Raw genomic sequence first — 17,533 nt, forward strand, 5'->3', positions numbered from 1 at the left:
CCGGGTCAGCCCCGGCGCCGCCGGGCGCGCCGGCTCGCGTAGTGGTCGAGGAGGGTCTCCTCGACCGGGCGGTAGGTGAGGCCCAGTTCGCGGATGCCGCGGCTGTTGTCGACGCGGAAGCGGATGCCGAGGTGCCGCCGGATGTAGTCCTGGGTGAGCCCGAACGCGGGGCCCAGGACGCGTACCGGCCAGTGCGGGAGCCGGGTGCGCGGCAGCCGCAGGTCGCGGGGGTGGCGGGCGAGGACGATGCGGGACATCTCGTGGAACGACGTCATGGTCTCGGCCGCCACGATGTACCGCCCGTGCGCCTCGGGGTTCTCGGCCGCCGCGATGTGGGCGTCGGCCACGTCCCGGACGTCGGCGGTGGTGAAGCTGAAGTCCGGGGCGCCGTAGCAGAAGCAGCCCCGGAACAGTTCGTCCAGCAGGAAGAGGCTGCCGGAGTCGGAGGCGGGGGTGAACGAGGGGCCCAGGATCAGGCCGGGGTTGATCGACACCAGGCGCCAGCGGTCCTGCGCGGCGGCCGCCGCCCACGCGGCGCGTTCGGCCCGCGTCTTGGCGTAGTGGTAGGGGTTGTCCGCCACCGTGCTGGTGGTGTTGAAGTACCGCTCCGACAACACCTGCCCGTCCATCGCGCGCACGTCGGCGTAGTCCCCGAAGATCGCCCCCACGGTGGAGGTGAACACCAGGGTGCGCACCTCGGGAGTCCGGCCGACGGCCGCCAGGACGTTGCGGGTGCCGGTCAACGCCGGTTCCACGACGTCCCGTCGCCCGTCCCGGATGCGCTCGGGCATGAGGAACGGCGAGGCGACGTGGAAGACGGCCGAGCAGCCGTGGAAGGCCTCGTCCCAGGGGCCGTCCGCCAGCAGGTCCGCCTCGAAGAGCCGCAGCCGACCGGGGAACGCCTCCTGGAGCTCCCACAGCGGGCGTACCTTCGGCGCGTCGGAGGCCCGGCGCACGGTGGTGTGGACCCGGTAGCCGCGCTCCAGCAGACGCCGGACCAGATGGCTGCCGACGAATCCGCTGCCACCCGTCACCGCCACGCTCTCCCCCGCGCCCGCGCTCTCGCCCACGCTTCCCTCCCCTTCCGTCGTGTACAGGACAGGTTGGAGTACGGGGTCGACGGGAGGGAACAGGGAGGCGGCTTCGGATGCGGGCCGGCGGCGATCGCCCATAAGTCACCGCTGGGCATGTCATAAGATCGCCTTATGAGGTCATAGACCGGACCCGCGTACCAACTTAGGGCTGCCTTAGTTTAGGCTTCCTGATCACGTCACCCATTCGCCTCGAAGGGAACCTGATCATGCCGCGCCCCCTGCGGGTAGCCATCGTCGGAGCCGGCCCCGCCGGGATCTACGCCGCCGACGCCCTGCTCAAATCCGAGGTGGCCGCCGAACCCGGTGTGTCCATCGACCTCTTCGAGCGGATGCCCGCCCCGTTCGGCCTGATCCGGTACGGCGTCGCGCCCGACCACCCGCGCATCAAGGGCATCATCACCGCCCTGCACCAGGTGCTCGACAAGCCACAGATCCGCCTGTTCGGCAACGTCGACTACCCGGCCGACATCAGCCTGGACGACCTGCGGGCCTTCTACGACGCGGTGATCTTCTCCACCGGCGCGATGGCCGACCGCGAGCTGTCGCTGCCCGGCATCGACCTGGACGGCTCCTACGGCGCCGCCGACTTCGTCTCCTGGTACGACGGCCACCCCGACGTGCCGCGCACCTGGCCCCTGGAGGCCGAGAAGGTCGCCGTGCTCGGCGTCGGCAACGTCGCCCTGGACGTCGCCCGCATCCTCGCCAAGACCGCCGACGAACTGCTGCCGACCGAGATCCCGCCGAACGTCCACGACGGTCTGAAGGCCAACAAGGCCACCGAGATCCACGTCTTCGGCCGCCGCGGCCCGGCGCAGGCGAAGTTCAGCCCGATGGAACTGCGCGAGCTGGACCACTCCCCGAACATCGAGGTCATCGTCGACCCCGAGGACATCGACTACGACCAGGGCTCGATCGAGACCCGGCGCGGCAACAAGCAGGCCGACATGGTCGCCAAGACGCTCGAGAACTGGGCGATCCGGGACGTCGGCGACCGCCCGCACAAGTTGTTCCTGCACTTCTTCGAGTCGCCGGCCGAGATCCTCGGCGAGGACGGCAAGGTCGTCGGCCTGCGCACCGAGCGCACCGCCCTGGACGGCACCGGCAACGTCAAGGGCACCGGCGAGTTCAAGGACTGGGACGTCACCGCCGTCTACCGCGCGGTCGGCTACCTCTCCGAGAAGCTGCCCAAGCTGCCCTGGGACCTCGACTCCGGCACCGTCCCGGACGACGGCGGCCGGGTGATCGAGGAGGGCGGCACCCACCTGCAGTCCACCTACGTCACCGGCTGGATCCGGCGCGGCCCCATCGGCCTGATCGGGCACACCAAGGGCGACGCCAACGAGACCGTCGCCAACCTCCTGGACGACTTCGCCCAGGGCCGGCTGCACACTCCGTCCGCACCCGAACCGCAGGCCGTGGACGCCTTCCTCGCCGAGCGGAACATCCGCTTCACCACCTGGGAGGGCTGGTACAGGCTGGACGCCGCCGAGCGTGCCCTGGGCGAGCCGCAGGGCCGCGAGCGCGTGAAGCTCGTCGAGCGCGAGGACATGCTGCGGGAGAGCGGCGCGTAGCCCCTGGGAGGCCCGGGCGGCCGGTGGCGGCGGACGCGGCCGGTCGCCCCGGGCCCTGTGGACACCCGGGGCCGTCTCCGGGGCCGTAGCGCGGGAATCCCCAAGGCGCCTGCGGGGCAGCCCTGTTAGGGTCCTGCGGTGTTCTCGCTGACCGAACCCGCCCTCTTCGCCCGCCTGCGCGAGGCCCGTCGCGTGCTGGTCGCCGGCGCCGGCGGCGGCTTCGACGTCTACGCCGGACTCCCCCTGGCCCTCGCGCTGCGCTCGGCCGGCAAGGAGGTGCACCTGGCCAGTCTGTCCTTCGCCGACCTGTACGGCCTCGACCTGGACAGCTGGGTCGAGCAGGACGTCGCCGCCGTCCGGCCCGACACCCCGCTGCGCGGCGACTACTTCCCCGAGCGCTCCCTCGCCCGATGGCTGCGCTCACGGGGCCTGCCCGACACCGTGTACGCCTTCCCCCTCACGGGCGTCGGACCGCTGCGGGCCGCCTACCGGGCGCTGTGCGCGCACCTCGGCGGGGTGGACGCGATCGTGCTGGTGGACGGCGGCACGGACATCCTGATGCGCGGGGACGAGCACGGGCTCGGTACGCCCGAGGAGGACATGGCGAGCCTGGCCGCCGTCGCCGGTCTGGACGAGGTGCCGGACCGGCTGGTGGCCTGCCTGGGCTTCGGTGTGGACGCCCACCACGGCGTCAACCACTCCCTGGTCCTGGAGAACCTGGCCGCCCTGGACCGCGCGGGTGGCTACCTGGGCGCGTTCTCCCTGCCGCGCGACAGCCCCGAGGGCGCCGCCTACCTCGACGCCGTGGACCACGCCCAGCGCTGCCACGCGAGCCACCCCAGCATCGTGCACGGGTCCGTCGCCGCGGCGGTGCGGGGTGACTTCGGCGACGTGCGGTTCACCGAACGCACCCGGGGCAGCGAGCTGTTCGTCAACCCGCTGATGGCGCTGTACTTCTGCGTGGACCTGCCCGCGCTGGCGCACGCCAACCTGTACCTGGACCGGCTGGAGGAGACCGTGCTGATGCGCCAGATCAGCACGGCCGTCAACGGGTTCCGGGAGGAGCTGCCCCGGCAGCGGCCGCCCCGGGCGTTCCCGCACTGACACCGGCCGGCGGCCCCGGCGCGGAGGTGAACGGGGTCCGCCCCTGAGCGGATGGACGGGTGGACCCCGTTCACCCGACAGTGTGGGCGGCGCCCGGGGCGGCCGGGCACGGGTGAACCGCGCTCACCTGACGCGCTCCGCGCACACCCCGGGCGTACGGCGCACACCCCGTGCGCCGGTCGCACCTCCGTACGACGCGCGGGGCCGGGCCCCCGGCCGCCGCATCCTCCCGCCGAACGGTGATACTGGGAGGCTCAACCGCCCCCATCAGCAGATTGGCTCATGTCGAACTCCGCCACCGACCGCGCCACCCTTCCGCAGACCCTCTGGGCGGCCCGGGGCCGCCACACCGGTCCCGCACCCGAGGAGGTCGTCCGCCGCACCCTGCAGCGGCACAAGAACAGGGGGGACATCGACGATTTCGCCGAACCGCCCGCGGCCGGGGACCCCGGCCGGCGGGTCTTCGAGGCGCGCTGGCGGGCCGGCGGCACGGTGACCGTGCGGGCCCGGCTGACCCTCGTACCGCGCCAGGGCCGGCCGCAGGGCCACGAGTGGCGGCTGGTCGCGGAGGCGGAACGGCCGTGGGACGACGCCTGGCCCTCGCCCGCGACCCTGTTCTGGCCCGAGGACGGCTCCGCCGAGGGCGAGGACGGCTCCTGGGACCACCACCTCACGGTCGACGGCCTGCGCCTGGGGCAGGTCAACGCGCTGCCCGAGGACGACAGGGAGATGCGGCGCCGGCTGCGGGACGCGGCCCGGGAGGCGTGGTGCGTGCACGTCGTCGTCCACGAGGCGATGACGCCCGACGAGCGGGGCCGGCTGCCGCTGGCCCGGCTGCTGCCACCCGGGCTGCGGCACCGCGTGGTCGAGCACCGGGCCACCCCGCAGCAGCTGCGCGCCGTCAACTGGGCGCTGAAGGACCTCGGCGTGGAGGTGCCGCGCGGCGGCGCCGTACTGCTGCCGCCGGATCCGGCGCCGAAGGACTACGACGGCCGGGAGCACAGCGTGCGCAGCGTGTTCCTGGACGGCTCCGAGCCGGCCGGGCTCGTCGCGGCGCTGCGGCACTTCGTGGCCCTGCCCCGGCCGCTGCCCGAGGGCGTCGCGGAGGCGCTGACGGACCTGCGGGACAACTGGACCCTGCTGACCGTGCGGGAGCAGCTGGAGCGCGAGCGGCGGCTGGTCGCGATGTACGCCGAGGCGCTGGAGGCGATGACGAAGTCCCGGGACCTGTACAAGCAGGCCGCCGAGCAGGCGCTGGAGGCCCTGGCGGCCTACCGCGACGTGCCCGCGCCCGCGCTGCCCGAGCAGCGGCCCGTCCCGCGCACCCCGGGGGCATTGCAACAGCTGACGCGGACACTCGACAGGTTGAAGCTGACGGCCAGGGGGCGGCAGCAGCCGGAGCCCGCCGCGGGCGCCTCGCCGAACGGCACCGCGCGGGAGACGGACGACGGCAAGGACAGGGACAGGGACACCGAGGGCGCCCACGACAACCGGTCGTAGGCGGATTGCGACCAGGACGAGGAGCCGGGATGGACACGACCACGACCCTGCTGGTGATCGGCGCCGTCGTCGCCGCGGTGCTGCTCGCCGTCGCGGTGGGACTGCTGGTACGGCTGGTGCGCACGCGGCGGACCCTGCGGCGGGCCGGACTGCCGACAGGGCCGCGGTGGGTGTTCTGGGGCGCGATCGCGTATCTGGTGCTGCCCACCGACCTGCTGCCCGACCCGGTCTACCTGGACGACATCGGCGTCCTCCTCCTGGCCCTGCGCAGCCTGCACGCCGCCCGGCCGCTGCCGCGGGAGACCGCCGGGTCCTGACCGGCCGCGCGGGGGCGTCCAGGTGCGTTCCGCGCGTCTCGTGGCGCATTCTTGCTGTGTCATCCACCCGGAGGCGCACGGGACGAGGTAGGGCCGATGGCCGGGAGCGACGAGCGGGCCGTCCGTACGCGGGCCCGGCTGACCGCGCTGCTGGCCGACGCCTCGACCGGCGCCCTCACCGGGGCCGGCGGCCGGGTGGCGGGGGTGTACCTGCGGTCCGGCAGCCCGGGCCTGCTGCGCCTCGCGGTGCTCGTGGGACTGCCCGGCCCGCTGTTCAAGCCCTGGTGGCGGCTGCACGTCGACCGGCCGTTCCCGGTCGCCGAGGCCTACCGGCTCGGCACCCAGGTGATCCTCCCGAACGCCACCGAGACCATGCGCCGCTATCCCCAGTTCGCGGCCGGTCTGCCCTTCCCGTTCGGGTCCGCGCACGTGCCGGTGCCCGGCCGGACGGAGCCGCTCGGCGTGCTCAGCGTGCTGCACCCGGCGGTGGCGGACACCGTGGAGGAACTCGTCGACCGGGAGGTGCTCACCCGGCTGACCGACGGCCTGGGCGCCGACCTGCTCGGCCTGACCGACGGCGACGAGGACGCGGTGTCCTGGGACGCGGAGCCGCTGTGCCTGCGGCCGCCCCCGAGCCGGCCCGCGCGGGCCGCCATAGGACGGTTCAGCTGGGACCCGACGAGGTCCCTGGTCCACGCGGACGACCGGCTGCACGCACTGCTCGGTCTGCGGCCCGGCGAGTTCGCGGGGACGGCGGCGGCGCTCGCGGACGCCGTGGCCCCGGCCGACGCGCACCGGATCCTGGCCGCGCTGCGCGACGCCGCCGCCGGGAAACCGCCGCTCGCACCGCTCGGCCTGCGCGCCCGGGACGGCACACCGCGGCTGCTGGACCTGCGGCCGCCCGACCGGGCGGGGCCGGCGATCGGCGGGGTGGTGTACGACCCCGGTACCTCCGCCGCCGCGGACGGCGCGGCCGACCTGCTGCCGCAGGGCGTGTTCTGCCTGGACCGGCTGGGGCTGCTCGTGTACGTCAACCCGGCCGCGGCCCGGCTGACGGGCCGGCCGCGGGAGGCGCTGCTCGGGCGGCCGTTGTGGGAGGCGCTGCCCTGGCTGACCGGGCCGCCGTACGACGACCATCTGCGCGGTGCCCTGCTCTCCACCGAGCCGGTGCACTTCCACGCCCGGCGGCCGGCCGGGGAACGGGACGCACCCGCCGAGGGCGACTGGCTGGCCGTGTCGGTGCACCCCGGCCCGGACCTGCTGGCCTGCACCCTCGTCCCGGCCAGCCGTGTGGACGCCACGTGGGAGGCAGCCCCGGACGCGCCCGTCGCGGCGGGCGCACTGGCCCGCGGTCACGCGATGACGCCGCTGTACCGGCCGATCGCGCTGGCCATCGCGCTGACGGACGCGGTGACCGCCCGGCAGGTGTCGGAGGTGGTGATGCAGGAGCTGCTGCCCGCGTTCGGCGGCCGGCGGCTGGCCATCTACCTGCTCCAGGACCGGCATCTGTACCTGGCCTGGGAGACCGGGTTCCCGCAGGGCTTCCTCGTCGCGTTCGAAGGCGTCGGCCTCGACGCCCACCTGCCCGGGGTGGAAACGCTGACCACCGGCCGGCCGCTGTTCTTCGAGTCCATGGGGCAGATCGCGGCGGGCTACCCGGGCATCGCGCTCGACGCGGACGAGGGGGCGCGTGCCTTCCTGCCGCTGATCGCCTCCGGCCGGCCGGTCGGCTCCTGCATCCTCGGCTTCGACCGCGAGCGCAGCTTCAGCACGGAGGAGCGCACGGTCCTCACCGCGCTCGCCGGGCTGATCGCGCACGCGATGGAGCGGGCCCGGCGCTACGACGACGAGGCGGCCCTCGCCCGCGGCCTGCAGCAGGCGCTGCTGCCGCGGCGGCTGTCGGCGCATCCGCGGGTGGAGACGGCGGGCCGCTATCTGCCGGGCACGCAGGGACTGGACGTGGGCGGTGACTGGTACGACGTGGTCGAGGCCGGGGACGGGCTGGCGCTGGTCATCGGCGATGTGCAGGGGCACGGGGTGCAGGCGGCGGCCACCATGGGCCAGCTGCGCAGCGCGGTCCGCGCGTTCGCGCTGGGCGACCGGCCGCCGGACGAGGTGCTGAGCGGCTCCAACCACCTACTGATCGACCTGGATCCGGGCCAGTTCGCCAGCTGCTGCTACCTGCGCCTCGACCCCGCCACCGGCCGGGCCCGGATCGCCCGGGCCGGCCATCTGCCCCCGTTGCTGCGGGCCCCCGACGGCGACACCCGGGCGCTGGACATACCCGGGGGTGTCGTCCTCGGGGTGGATCCGCAGGCCCGGTACCCGGTGACCGAGCTGCTGCTGGAGCCGGACGCGATCCTCGCCCTGTACACCGACGGCCTGGTGGAGCGGCCCGGCGCCGACGTCGACGACGGCATCACCGAGCTGCGGCTGGCGCTCGCCAGGGCCGGTGCCGCCGCCGGCCGGCGCGGTGGGCGGTCCCTGGCCGGGGTCGCCGACCGGCTCACGGCCACCGCCCGGCACGCCACCGACCGCCCCGACGACGTCGCCCTCCTGCTCGCCGCCCGCCGCGCGCTCCCCGGCCCCTGAACCCGGCCGCGCCGGCCCCCGGAACTCCGGTCGGCGGCCGGTGGCTCGGGGGACGGTCTCGCCTGAAGGCGCCGGGCAGTGTAGACATGGGCACATGGTGCGACTGCCCGGCCGGCCCGTGTCTCGGCCGCCCCGTTCTCTCGGGCACCCGCGCGCACCGCACAGCCCGCCGCGGCAGCCGGGCGGCCGGGGCAGTCGGCCGGGGGTGCTGTGGTCCGCGGTGACCGGGCGCAGTGTGGCCGGTCAGGTGTTCCTCCTGCAGGTGGTGATCGTGCTGCTGCTGGTCGTCTCGGCGGTGGTGGCGCAGGTCCTCCAGGTGCGGCACGACAGCGACACGGAGGCGACGAACCGTTCCCTCGCCGTGGCCGAGACCTTCGCCCACGCGCCCGGCACGGTATCCGCGCTGCGCTCCGCGGATCCCACGGCCGTACTGCAGCCGCGCGCGGAGGCCGCGCGCAGGGCGGCCGGGGTGGACTTCATCGTGGTGATGAACACCGACGGGGTCCGCTACACACATCCGAACCCGGACCGCATCGGCAAGAAGTTCGTGGGCACGATCGGCCCGGCGGTGGCGGGCGGCACGGTCACCGAGCACATCACCGGCACGATAGGACCGCTGGTGCAGGTCGTGGTGCCGGTGAAGGACGCCGCCGGAAAGGTGGTGGGCCTGGTGTCGGCGGGCATCACCACGGCGCACGTCGGCGGGGCCGCCGACCAGCAGCTGCCGTTGCTGCTCGCCGCGGCGGCCGTGGCGCTCGCGCTGGCCACGGCGGGCACGGCGCTGGTCAGCAGGCGCCTGCTGCGCCAGACGCACGGCCTCGGGCCGTACGAGATGACCCGGATGTACGAGCACCACGACGCGGTGCTGCACGCGGTCCGCGAGGGTGTGCTGATCGTCGGCGGCGACGGCCGGCTGCTGCTCGCCAACGACGAGGCGCACCGCCTGCTGGACCTGCCGGCGGACGCCGAGCGGCGGCATGTGCGGGAGCTGGGCCTGGACGACGAGACGGCGGGGCTGCTGGGCTCGGGCCGGGTCGCCACCGACGAGGTGCACCTGGTCAAGGACCGCCTGCTGGCGATCAACCAGCGCCCCACCGACCTGCGCGGCGGCCCGCCCGGCAGCGTCACCACGCTGCGCGACTCCACCGAGCTGCGTGCCCTGTCGGGGCGGGCGGACGTGGCCCGGGAGCGGCTGAACATGCTGTACGACGCCGGGGTGGGCATCGGCACCAGCCTGGACGTGACCCGGACCGCGGAGGAACTGGCCGAGCTGGCGGTGCCCCGGTTCGCGGACTTCGCGACGGTGGACCTGTTCGACGCGGTGCTGAGCGGTGAGGAGCCGCGGCCCGGGACGGCGCTGCGCCGCACGTCCTGCGCGGGCGTCCGCAAGGACTCCCCGCTGTACCCGGTCGGCGAGCGGATCCGGTTCGTGGCCACCTCGCCGCAGGCCCGTGCCCTGACCACCGGGCAGTCGGTGGTGGTGGAGCGGCTGCGCGACGAGCCCGGCTGGCGGGCGCAGGACCTGGAGCGCACCGACCGGGTGCTGGCGTACGGCATCCACTCGCTGATCACCGTGCCGCTGCGGGCGGGCAGTCTGGTGCTGGGCCTGGCGAACTTCTGGCGCGTGGAGAAGCCGCAGCCGTTCGACTCCGAGGAGCTGGCGCTCGCGGAGGAGCTGGTGGCGCGGGCCGCGGTGTCGATCGACAACGCCCGGCGGTACACCCGCGAGCACAGCATGGCGGTCACGTTGCAGCGCAGTCTGCTGCCGCGCACCCTGCCCGAGCAGGGCGCCCTGGACCTCGCCTACCGGTATCTGCCGGCGCAGGCCGGCGTGGGCGGCGACTGGTTCGACGTGCTGCCGCTGTCGGGTGCCCGGGTGGCCCTCGTCGTCGGGGACGTGGTGGGGCACGGGCTGCACGCGGCGGCGACCATGGGCCGGCTGCGTACGGCCGTGCACAACTTCTCCTCCCTCGACCTGCCCCCGGACGAGCTGCTCGGTCTGCTGGACGAGCTGGTCGGCCGGCTCGACCAGGACGAGACGCCGGCGACGGGCGGGGCCGTGGTGACGGGGGCGACCTGCCTGTACGCGATCTACGATCCGGTGTCCCGGCGGTGCACCCTGGCCCGGGCCGGCCATCCGCCGCCCGCGCTGGTGCACCCGGACGGCTCCGTGGAGTTCCCGGAGGTGCCCGCGGGTCCGCCGCTGGGCCTGGGCGGGCTGCCGTTCGAGACGGCCGAGCTGGAGCTGGCGGAGGACAGCCGGCTGGTGCTGTACACCGACGGTCTGGTGGAGGACCGGGAGCGGGACATCGACGAGGGGCTCGCTCTGCTGCGCGAGGCCCTGCTGCGGACGCCGGGCTCCTCGCCCGAGGACACCTGCCGTACCGTGCTGGACCGGCTGCCGGCCCGGCCGAGCGACGACGTGGCGCTGATCGTCGCCCGCACCCGGGTGCTGGGCGACGACCGGGTCGCCCAGTGGGAGGTGCCGTCCGACCCGGCGGCGGTGTCGGAGGTACGGGCCTCGGTGACCCGGCGGCTGGCCGAGTGGGGCCTGGAGGAGCTGGCGTTCACGACGGAGCTGATCCTGAGCGAGCTGGTCACCAACGCCATCCGCTACGGGCGCGACCCGATCGGGGTCCGGCTGCTGCGGGAGCGGACGCTGATCTGCGAGGTCTCCGACAGCAGCACGACCTCGCCGCACCTGCGGTACGCGGCGAGCACGGACGAGGGCGGCCGGGGCCTGTTCCTCGTGGCCCAGCTCGCCGAGCGCTGGGGCACCCGGTACACCCCGCACGGCAAGGTGATCTGGGCGGAACAACCGCTCCCCTGAGGTCCGGGGGGTGCGGGACGTCCGTGGGGGCGCGGGTGCGGGCCCGGCGGCCGGGCACGTGTCCGGTCCGCCGGGCCCGTTCCGGGTTCCCGGTTCGCCCGAGCGGGGCGGTGAGCGGCGCGGTGGTCAGCCGCCGTTGAGCCGCGCCCGCAGCAACTGCTTGCCGATCTCGGCGCCCTTGCGGCTGTCGGACTGGGCCTTGCGGAACAGCTCCGCGACCTCGTTGTCCTTGTCGCGTTCGGCGTCCTGGATGTACTGCTCCAGACGCAGGGCGTTGCTCAGGCACGCCTCGACGTACCAGATGAGGTTGTAGTCCTTGTCGCGGGTGCCGGTGACGTCGCCGGTCTCGCTGGTGCTGGTCATCGGGGGTCTCCTCCTTCTGTCGACCCTGTGTCGGTTCCGCTTTCGACAGGGCCCCGGGTACCCGTGCGGCCTGGCCCCTACTCGCCGCTCACCGGGATGGTTCAGCCGAGGGCCCGGTCCAGGTTGAACGCGGCACTGATCAGGGAGAGGTGGGTGAACGCCTGCGGGAAGTTGCCCTGTTGTTCGCCGGTGCGGCCGATCTCCTCGGCGTACAGGCCGAGATGGTTGGCGTAGGTGAGCATCTTCTCGAAGGCCAGCCGGGCCTCGTCGAGCCGGCCGGCCCGCACGAGGGCCTCGACGTACCAGAACGAGCAGATGGAGAAGGTGCCCTCGTCGCCGCGGAGGCCGTCGGGGCTGGCCTGCGGGTCGTAGCGGTAGACGAGGGAGTCGGAGACGAGGTCCTCGGTGAGGGCGTCCAGGGTGGACAGCCACTTGGGGTCGGTGGGGGCGATGAACTTGGCGAGCGGCATCATCAGCAGGGAGGCGTCCAGGACGTCTCCGCCCTCGTACTGCACGAAGGCGTTGCGGCGCTCCGACCAGCCGCGGTCCATGATCCGCCGGTAGATGGTGTCGCGGGCCTGGCGCCAGCGGCGGTGGTCGGCCGGCAGGCCCCGGTGGGTGGCGAGGCGGATGGCCCGCTCGATCGCGACCCAGCACATCAGCCGCGAGTAGAGGAAGTTCTTCCGCCCGCCGCGGGTCTCCCACACGCCCTCGTCGGGCTGGTCCCAGTGGTCGCAGACCCAGTCGACCAGGTCGCACACGTCGTCCCACTGGCCGCTGGAGATGGGCTGGGCCCACTTGTCGTAGAGGTAGATGGAATCGATCAGGGCGCCGTAGATGTCGAGCTGGAGCTGGCCGGCGGCGGCGTTGCCGACCCGGACCGGGGACGAGCCCTGGTGGCCCTCCAGGTGCGGCAGCTCGCGTTCGGGCAGGTCGGCGCGGCCGTCGATGCCGTACATGATCTGCAGCGGGCCGGTGCCGTCGCCGCAGCCGGGGCTGATGTGGGTGGTCAGGAACCGCATGAACGCCTCGGCCTCGCCGCTGAAGCCGAGCCGCAGCAGCGCGTAGACGGCGAAGGCGGCGTCCCGCACCCACACGTACCGGTAGTCCCAGTTGCGCTCGCCGCCCAGCTGCTCGGGCAGGCTGGTGGTGGGGGCCGCGACGATGGCGCCGGTGGGGGCGTAGGTGAGCAGCTTGAGGGTGAGCGCGGAGCGGTGCACCATCTCGCGCCAGCGGCCCCGGTAGCGGGACTGGTGCAGCCAGTGCCGCCAGTAGGTGACCGTGGCGTTGAACTCCCGCTCCGCCTCGGCGTGGGCGCAGCCGCGCGGGGCGATGGCGCCGTCGACCTGGTCGAGGGCGAACACCGCGGACTCGCCCTCGCTGAGCTTGAAGTCGGCACGGGCGTCGCGGTCGTCGCACTCCAGGGCGACGGTCGAGGTGAGCGCCAGCGTCTGGGCGGGCGACTCGAACACGACCAGGCCGTCCAGGGTCCGCACGGTGTGCGGGGCGGCGCCGTAGTCGAAGCGGGGGGCGACCAGCACCCGGAAGGGGACGGTGCCGCGGACGCAGACCACGCGCCGGATCAGCCGGTGCCGGCCCGAGTCGCCGCTCTCCGTGACGACCGGCATGAAGTCCTGCACCTCGCCGACGCCGTCCTCGGTGTAGAAGCGGGTGATCAGCACGTTGGTGTCGGGGAAGTAGAACTGCTTGGTGCGGGCGCGTACGGCGGCGGCCAGTTCGAAGCTGCCGCCGCGTTCGGCGTCCAGGACGGCCGCGAAGACGCTGGGGGCGTCGAAGGACGGGCAGCAGTACCAGTCGATCGTGCCGTTGCTGCCGACCAGGGCCACCGTGCGCAGGTCGCCGATGAGCCCGTGTTCGGCGATGGGCAGGTAGCGGGAGACGCGGGGAGCGTCCTCGGGATACGGCGTCTGGGCCATCGGCGGCCTCCCGTGAGGGGTGCGGTCCGGTGTGGGGTGTTTTCCCGCTTTCGGATGTTTTCCAGCTTAGGAGGGAGTGGTTCCGTGTGGCCTGGGAAGGTGCTCCTCACCCCTGTCCCGGGGCGCTTCCGGATGCAGGCCGCGCCGGGTGGGGGAATGGTGAGAGTGTGCTCCGTTCGGAGGCACCGGCACGGATGCGGTCATCCGGACCGAGGAGGAGGCATCATGTCGACATCCACACCCGAAGAGTCCCGTTCGTCGGACGACGTCTGCACCCCGGACGCCCTGCTCCACTCCGCGCCCCCCGGGGACGTCACCCCTGAGGACCTGGTGATGGCGGCGGGCAGGGACGTCAACCCGAAGACGCTCGACTGGGCGCGTCGCAAGCTGGAGTCGGAGGGCTCGGCGGCCATCGAGAAGCTGCTGCCCTGAGGCGGTCCGGGGAACAACGGGGACACCACGGGGAAACCGGCCGGGCGTACGTACGCCCGGCCGGTGGTGTGCCCGGGGGTTATTCCGGCAGGTCCGTCTCGTCCGGTACGACGTGCATCGCCGCCTCCTCGGCACCGGCCGCTCCCCCGTCGATGCCCACGTCCCGGGCCACCTCCTCCTTGGTGGTGTCGGTGTGGGCACCCTCGTCCGGGGCGACGAGTCGTCCGGCGCGGGATGCGCCGGCCTCGGGGTCGACCGGCTCGCCCTCGCCGCCGGGCAGGTCGCCGACGTCGTCGCCGGGCGGCGCGGTCACGTCCGGGACCTCCTGGCCGAGCCGTTCGTCCAGGGTCTCCCCCTCGTGCTGCTCGGCGGCGGTGGTGCCGTGCCGGGTGACGCCGAGCGGGCGTTCGGGCGGGGAGTAGCCCTCGTCGAGCATGTCGTCGTAGGTGCGTTCACCGACCGCGTCCTGCAGGTCCAGGGGCCCGGCGTCCTCCTGCTCCTCGTTGGTGCCGGTGGGCTGGTAGGCGTCGTCCGCCATGGGGGTCTGCTCGGACTGCTGGTCGCTCATGGTCGTCTCCTCCGGGAGTTCTCGGGGTTCTCGGACGGTCCTGGTCCGCGTTTCCCGTGGCCGGATCATTAACCCCCGGTGCTCACAGGGCCTTGCGGCGCACCAGCACCCCCAGTACCAGCAGGCCGGGGAGCAGGGGCAGCCACACGGTCAGCAGGCGGTAGCCGAGCACGGCGGACGCGGCGGCGGCGCCCGGGGTGCCGGCGGCGGTGAGGGCGAGGGCCAGCGCGGCGTCCAGCGAGCCGAGGCCGCCCGGTGTGGGCAGCAGGGCCGCGGCGCTGCTGGCCGCGAGGTACAGCAGGGCGACCTGGAGCGGGCCGAGGGGCAGACCGACGGCCCGGGTGACGGCGATGAGGACCAGTGCGTGCAGCAGGGCGAAGGCCGCGGAGCCGCCCCACAGGGCCGCCGCGCGGACCGGGCAGGCGTGCAGCGCGCGGATGTCGGCCAGGACGGCGGCGAGCGGCCGCCGGCAGCGCGGCCACAGGGGACTGGCGAGCAGGGCCGCCGCGAGGACGGCGACGCCCAGGGCGACGGCGACCGCCGTCGGCGGGATGTGCGGCAGGTGCAGCAGGCCCGGGCAGGCGGGGGCGAGCAGCGCGAGCAGGGTCAGGCGGGCGGTCGCACCGGCGGCGGCCTTGACGGCGAGCGCGCCGGCCGAGCGCCCGGCCGGCAGCCCGCAGCGCATCAGGAACCGCAGGTTCACCGCGCCCGCGCCGAGCCCCGCGGGCAGCAGGTGGTTGGCGGCGGAGGCGGCGAACTGGGCCGCGAGCAGCCGGGGCCCCGGCAGCCGCGGGACGACGGCGCCCTGCTGGGCGAACGCCGAGGCCACCCAGGTGCCCAGGGCCGCAGCCGCGCCGACCAGCAGCCAGCCCTGGTCGGCGACGGCCAGCCGGTCGGCCCCGCTCTCGACGGCGGGCCAGTGCCGGCGGCCCAGGTACACCGCGCCGAGCAGGACGGCGAGGCAGACGCCGGCCTGCCAGCGGGCGTGCCGGCGGCCGAGGCCGGCGGAGAGTGCGGGCGCCGTCATGAGCCGGCGCCCGGTACGGCGTAGTAGACGCGCATCGTGCCGGAGGGGACGGACGGCCAGTCGCGGGCGTAGCGGGGCGGCGCGGAGCCGGCCGGGACGAGTACGGCGACCGGTGTGCGCCGGGCGGCCCCTGTGATGCCGTCCTCGGTGGTGTTGGCGTTGGGCCCGGCCGTCGCGACCGAGGCGCAGCCGGCGGCGAACGCGATCGGCGGTGCCTCGGCGCCGGCGACCAGGCAGGGCGGCCGCACGCCGGTGCGGCGCAGGTCGTTCGCGGTGCGCGCCCACTCCCGGTGGGCGGCGGTGGTGGCGTCCACGGTGTGCCGGAGCACGGCGAACTGTACCGCGAGGTGCACGGCGAGCCCGGCGCAGACCAGGACCGCACCGACCGGCCGGGCCCTGGGCAGGGTCGCGCGCCGGGGCAGGTGCGGGACCGGCACCGGCGCCACAGCCGGGCGCGGGGTGGCGCGCCGGAGCCGGCGGGGCGGGCGCGGCGGGGCCGTCGCCAGGTGCAGGAGGGCGTCCGCGACCGGGAGGGCGAGCAGGGCGTAGGCGGGTAGGAGGAAGCGGGGGGCCGCGTAGCCGATCAGGAAGAGGTAGGGGAAGGCGGCGGTCGCCGCGCAGCCGAGCGGGAGGGCGGTGGCCGTCGTGCGCCGGGCGCGGACGGCGACGGCCAGGGCGAGCGCGGCGAGCAGGGGCAGGGTGCACCACCAGAGGGTGAGCAGCGGGTGCGGCAGGGCGCCGGTGCAGGGCCGGCACAGCGTGCGCCCGCCCAGGCTGCGCAGTTGGTCCACGACGGCCAGGTGCCAGCCGAGGCCGCCCTGGATCGCCGAGCCGTCGGACAGCCGGCGCGCCAGGCCGCCGTAGCCGGTGTACGCCTCGACCAACCACTCGGCGGCACCGGCGGCGAGCCCGGCCGACAGGACGAGCAGGGCCCGCCGGTGGTCCCGGGCCAGGCCGAGGACGAGCAGGGGCAGGGTCACCCACACCGCGTCCATCGGCCGCATCCACGCCATGAGGGCCGCGCCGCCGGCCACGCCCCACAGGGCGGTGGGCCGGGTACGGGCGCGCAGGAAGCAGCCGGTGGCGGCCAGGGCGCCGACGGCGACCCAGTAGTTGGGCATGGCCTGCGGGCCGTAGAACAGGGTCACCCACAGGGAGGCGAACAGGGCGCCGCCGAGGGCGAGGACGCGGGTGGGGAACAGTCCGCGCCAGGCGCGCAGGGCCACGAACAGGGCGAGCCCGGAGAGCAGGGCGAGGTAGACCCGCAGCAGGGGGGTGGACGACGACCAGGCCGCGACGGGGGCGACCAGCAGGGAGATGCCCCGGGCGCGGGGCGCGCTGAAGTAGGCCGCGGGAGCATGGCCGCTGACCTGGCTGACGTACACCGACTCGTCCCAGCCGAGGCCCATGCCCGGCCGCACCAGGAGCAGTTGGGCCAGGGTGAAGGCGGCGGCGACGGCCGCCGGTGGCCAGGCGGAGCGGGGCGGGCCGGCGGACGCACGCCGCGGACGCGCGCGGCGGGCCGTGTCGACTGTCGCGTGCGCGCTGCCGGCCATGACCACCCCTCTGTCCCCTGCGAGTCGTAGGGCCCACCGTCACCCATGGGCTGCGGGGCCGAGGGAGGGGGCCGGGGAACACCACCAACCTAACCACGTCCGCCCGGCGGTGCCCGGCAGACAGGGCCATCCGGCCGACGGCCCTACGCGCTGTAAGGTTGGGGCATGGCTGGCACAGGGTCCCGCGGCAGGCCGGAGCGGCGCAGCGCCGGGGCGCTGGAGAGCGAGGTGCTGGCCGCGCTCTGGGCCGCCGAGCGGCCGCTGACGCCGGCGGAGATCCAGCAGGGCATCGGCGGCGGACTCGCCTACAACACGGTCCACACGATCCTCAAACGCCTGTACGACAAGGGGCTGGTGCTGCGGGACGCCGACGGGCGGCGCGGCGCGTACCGGGCCGCCAAGAACGCGGCCGAGCTGACCGCGGAGGCGATGCACGAGGCCCTGGACCGGGGGCCGGACCCGATCGCCGCGCTCCGGCAGTTCGTGACCGGGCTGAGCCCCGAGCAGGAGCGGGCGCTGCGCGACCTTCTCGCCGGGGGCGCGTGAAGTCCGCTCGCCCCCCGGCACGTGAGGCGCACGCGCCGGGGGGTCGTAGGGCTCGTGTGCCGGGATGCGTGAGGCGCGCCGCGTCCGCCCCGCCGC

General features: G+C 74.7%; 14 protein-coding genes. 8 read left to right on the forward strand and 6 right to left on the reverse strand.

Translation table 11 applies throughout. The features are described 5' to 3' along the window. Positions 1-5 precede the first annotated feature (5 nt). Complete coding sequence (locus ACZ3ZD_RS12905; RefSeq protein ID WP_467396031.1) at positions 6-1,070, reverse strand: NAD-dependent epimerase/dehydratase family protein; 1,065 nt, start codon at positions 1,068-1,070, stop codon at positions 6-8. A 230-nt stretch (positions 1,071-1,300) separates the two neighbouring features. On the opposite strand from ACZ3ZD_RS12905, the gene ACZ3ZD_RS12910 reads away from it, so the two are divergent. From ACZ3ZD_RS12910 to ACZ3ZD_RS12935, 6 genes are all read left to right on the forward strand, one after another. Then, entirely contained in the window at positions 1,301-2,665 is a 1,365-nt protein-coding gene (locus tag ACZ3ZD_RS12910) for an FAD-dependent oxidoreductase (RefSeq protein ID WP_467396033.1), read from the forward strand. A 138-nt stretch (positions 2,666-2,803) separates the two neighbouring features. Beyond that, positions 2,804-3,769, forward strand: a complete 966-nt coding sequence (locus tag ACZ3ZD_RS12915) for a DUF1152 domain-containing protein (protein ID WP_467396034.1) — start codon at positions 2,804-2,806, stop codon at positions 3,767-3,769. A gap of 282 nt (positions 3,770-4,051) precedes the next feature. Continuing rightward, the gene (locus tag ACZ3ZD_RS12920; RefSeq protein ID WP_467396036.1) at positions 4,052-5,269 is read left to right on the forward strand and encodes a hypothetical protein; all 1,218 of its coding nucleotides are present in this window, start codon (positions 4,052-4,054) and stop codon (positions 5,267-5,269) included. Positions 5,270-5,298: 29 nt separating this feature from the next. Continuing rightward, complete coding sequence (locus ACZ3ZD_RS12925; protein ID WP_467396038.1) at positions 5,299-5,586, forward strand: DUF1232 domain-containing protein; 288 nt, start codon at positions 5,299-5,301, stop codon at positions 5,584-5,586. 96 nt (positions 5,587-5,682) lie between these two features. Then, entirely contained in the window at positions 5,683-8,178 is a 2,496-nt protein-coding gene (locus ACZ3ZD_RS12930) for a SpoIIE family protein phosphatase (protein WP_467396040.1), read from the forward strand. A 94-nt stretch (positions 8,179-8,272) separates the two neighbouring features. Continuing rightward, positions 8,273-11,008, forward strand: coding sequence for a SpoIIE family protein phosphatase (locus ACZ3ZD_RS12935; RefSeq protein ID WP_467396042.1), 2,736 nt, complete (start codon positions 8,273-8,275; stop codon positions 11,006-11,008). Positions 11,009-11,134: 126 nt separating this feature from the next. Here ACZ3ZD_RS12935 and ACZ3ZD_RS12940 read toward each other — a convergent pair whose 3' ends face one another. Further along, complete coding sequence (locus ACZ3ZD_RS12940) at positions 11,135-11,371, reverse strand: hypothetical protein (RefSeq protein ID WP_467396044.1); 237 nt, start codon at positions 11,369-11,371, stop codon at positions 11,135-11,137. Positions 11,372-11,472: 101 nt separating this feature from the next. Continuing rightward, positions 11,473-13,308: a glycoside hydrolase family 15 protein gene (locus tag ACZ3ZD_RS12945; protein WP_467396046.1), complete on the reverse strand. Its 1,836-nt coding sequence runs from the start codon at positions 13,306-13,308 to the stop codon at positions 11,473-11,475. A 225-nt stretch (positions 13,309-13,533) separates the two neighbouring features. Between ACZ3ZD_RS12945 and ACZ3ZD_RS12950 the strand changes: the two genes are divergently transcribed. After that, positions 13,534-13,740: a hypothetical protein gene (locus ACZ3ZD_RS12950; protein WP_467396048.1), complete on the forward strand. Its 207-nt coding sequence runs from the start codon at positions 13,534-13,536 to the stop codon at positions 13,738-13,740. A gap of 79 nt (positions 13,741-13,819) precedes the next feature. Here ACZ3ZD_RS12950 and ACZ3ZD_RS12955 read toward each other — a convergent pair whose 3' ends face one another. The 3 genes from ACZ3ZD_RS12955 to ACZ3ZD_RS12965 all read right to left on the reverse strand — a co-directional run bounded on the left by ACZ3ZD_RS12955 (position 13,820) and on the right by ACZ3ZD_RS12965 (position 16,891). Then, positions 13,820-14,308 (reverse strand): DUF5709 domain-containing protein, encoded by a 489-nt coding sequence (locus ACZ3ZD_RS12955; RefSeq protein ID WP_467396050.1) that lies wholly within the window; start codon positions 14,306-14,308, stop codon positions 13,820-13,822. 82 nt (positions 14,309-14,390) lie between these two features. Beyond that, positions 14,391-15,335 carry a lysylphosphatidylglycerol synthase domain-containing protein gene (locus ACZ3ZD_RS12960; RefSeq protein WP_467396052.1) on the reverse strand — a complete coding sequence of 315 codons (945 nt, stop codon included), beginning with the start codon at positions 15,333-15,335 and terminating at the stop codon, positions 14,391-14,393. Continuing rightward, positions 15,332-16,891, reverse strand: a complete 1,560-nt coding sequence (locus tag ACZ3ZD_RS12965; RefSeq protein WP_467396054.1) for a hypothetical protein — start codon at positions 16,889-16,891, stop codon at positions 15,332-15,334. Before ACZ3ZD_RS12965 ends, ACZ3ZD_RS12960 begins: the two co-directional genes overlap by 4 nt. 165 nt (positions 16,892-17,056) lie before the next feature. Between ACZ3ZD_RS12965 and ACZ3ZD_RS12970 the strand changes: the two genes are divergently transcribed. Then, positions 17,057-17,437, forward strand: a complete 381-nt coding sequence (locus tag ACZ3ZD_RS12970; protein WP_467396056.1) for a BlaI/MecI/CopY family transcriptional regulator — start codon at positions 17,057-17,059, stop codon at positions 17,435-17,437. The last annotated feature ends 96 nt before the right edge of the window (positions 17,438-17,533 follow it).

It is taken from the genome of Streptomyces sp. NPDC023481 (genome assembly GCF_055560195.1).

What these genes read in the sequence shown, in the direction of transcription:
- ACZ3ZD_RS12910 (WP_467396033.1), top strand. Translation starts at nt 1,301, where the DNA reads ATGCCGCGCCCCCTGCGGGTAGCCATCGTCGGAGCCGGCCCCGCCGGG.
- ACZ3ZD_RS12920 (WP_467396036.1), top strand. Translation starts at nt 4,052, where the DNA reads ATGTCGAACTCCGCCACCGACCGCGCCACCCTTCCGCAGACCCTCTGG.
- ACZ3ZD_RS12925 (WP_467396038.1), top strand. Translation starts at nt 5,299, where the DNA reads ATGGACACGACCACGACCCTGCTGGTGATCGGCGCCGTCGTCGCCGCG.
- ACZ3ZD_RS12930 (WP_467396040.1), top strand. Translation starts at nt 5,683, where the DNA reads ATGGCCGGGAGCGACGAGCGGGCCGTCCGTACGCGGGCCCGGCTGACC.
- ACZ3ZD_RS12935 (WP_467396042.1), top strand. Translation starts at nt 8,273, where the DNA reads ATGGTGCGACTGCCCGGCCGGCCCGTGTCTCGGCCGCCCCGTTCTCTC.
- ACZ3ZD_RS12940 (WP_467396044.1), bottom strand. Translation starts at nt 11,371, where the DNA reads ATGACCAGCACCAGCGAGACCGGCGACGTCACCGGCACCCGCGACAAG.
- ACZ3ZD_RS12945 (WP_467396046.1), bottom strand. Translation starts at nt 13,308, where the DNA reads ATGGCCCAGACGCCGTATCCCGAGGACGCTCCCCGCGTCTCCCGCTAC.
- ACZ3ZD_RS12950 (WP_467396048.1), top strand. Translation starts at nt 13,534, where the DNA reads ATGTCGACATCCACACCCGAAGAGTCCCGTTCGTCGGACGACGTCTGC.
- ACZ3ZD_RS12955 (WP_467396050.1), bottom strand. Translation starts at nt 14,308, where the DNA reads ATGAGCGACCAGCAGTCCGAGCAGACCCCCATGGCGGACGACGCCTAC.
- ACZ3ZD_RS12960 (WP_467396052.1), bottom strand. Translation starts at nt 15,335, where the DNA reads ATGACGGCGCCCGCACTCTCCGCCGGCCTCGGCCGCCGGCACGCCCGC.
- ACZ3ZD_RS12965 (WP_467396054.1), bottom strand. Translation starts at nt 16,891, where the DNA reads ATGGCCGGCAGCGCGCACGCGACAGTCGACACGGCCCGCCGCGCGCGT.
- ACZ3ZD_RS12970 (WP_467396056.1), top strand. Translation starts at nt 17,057, where the DNA reads ATGGCTGGCACAGGGTCCCGCGGCAGGCCGGAGCGGCGCAGCGCCGGG.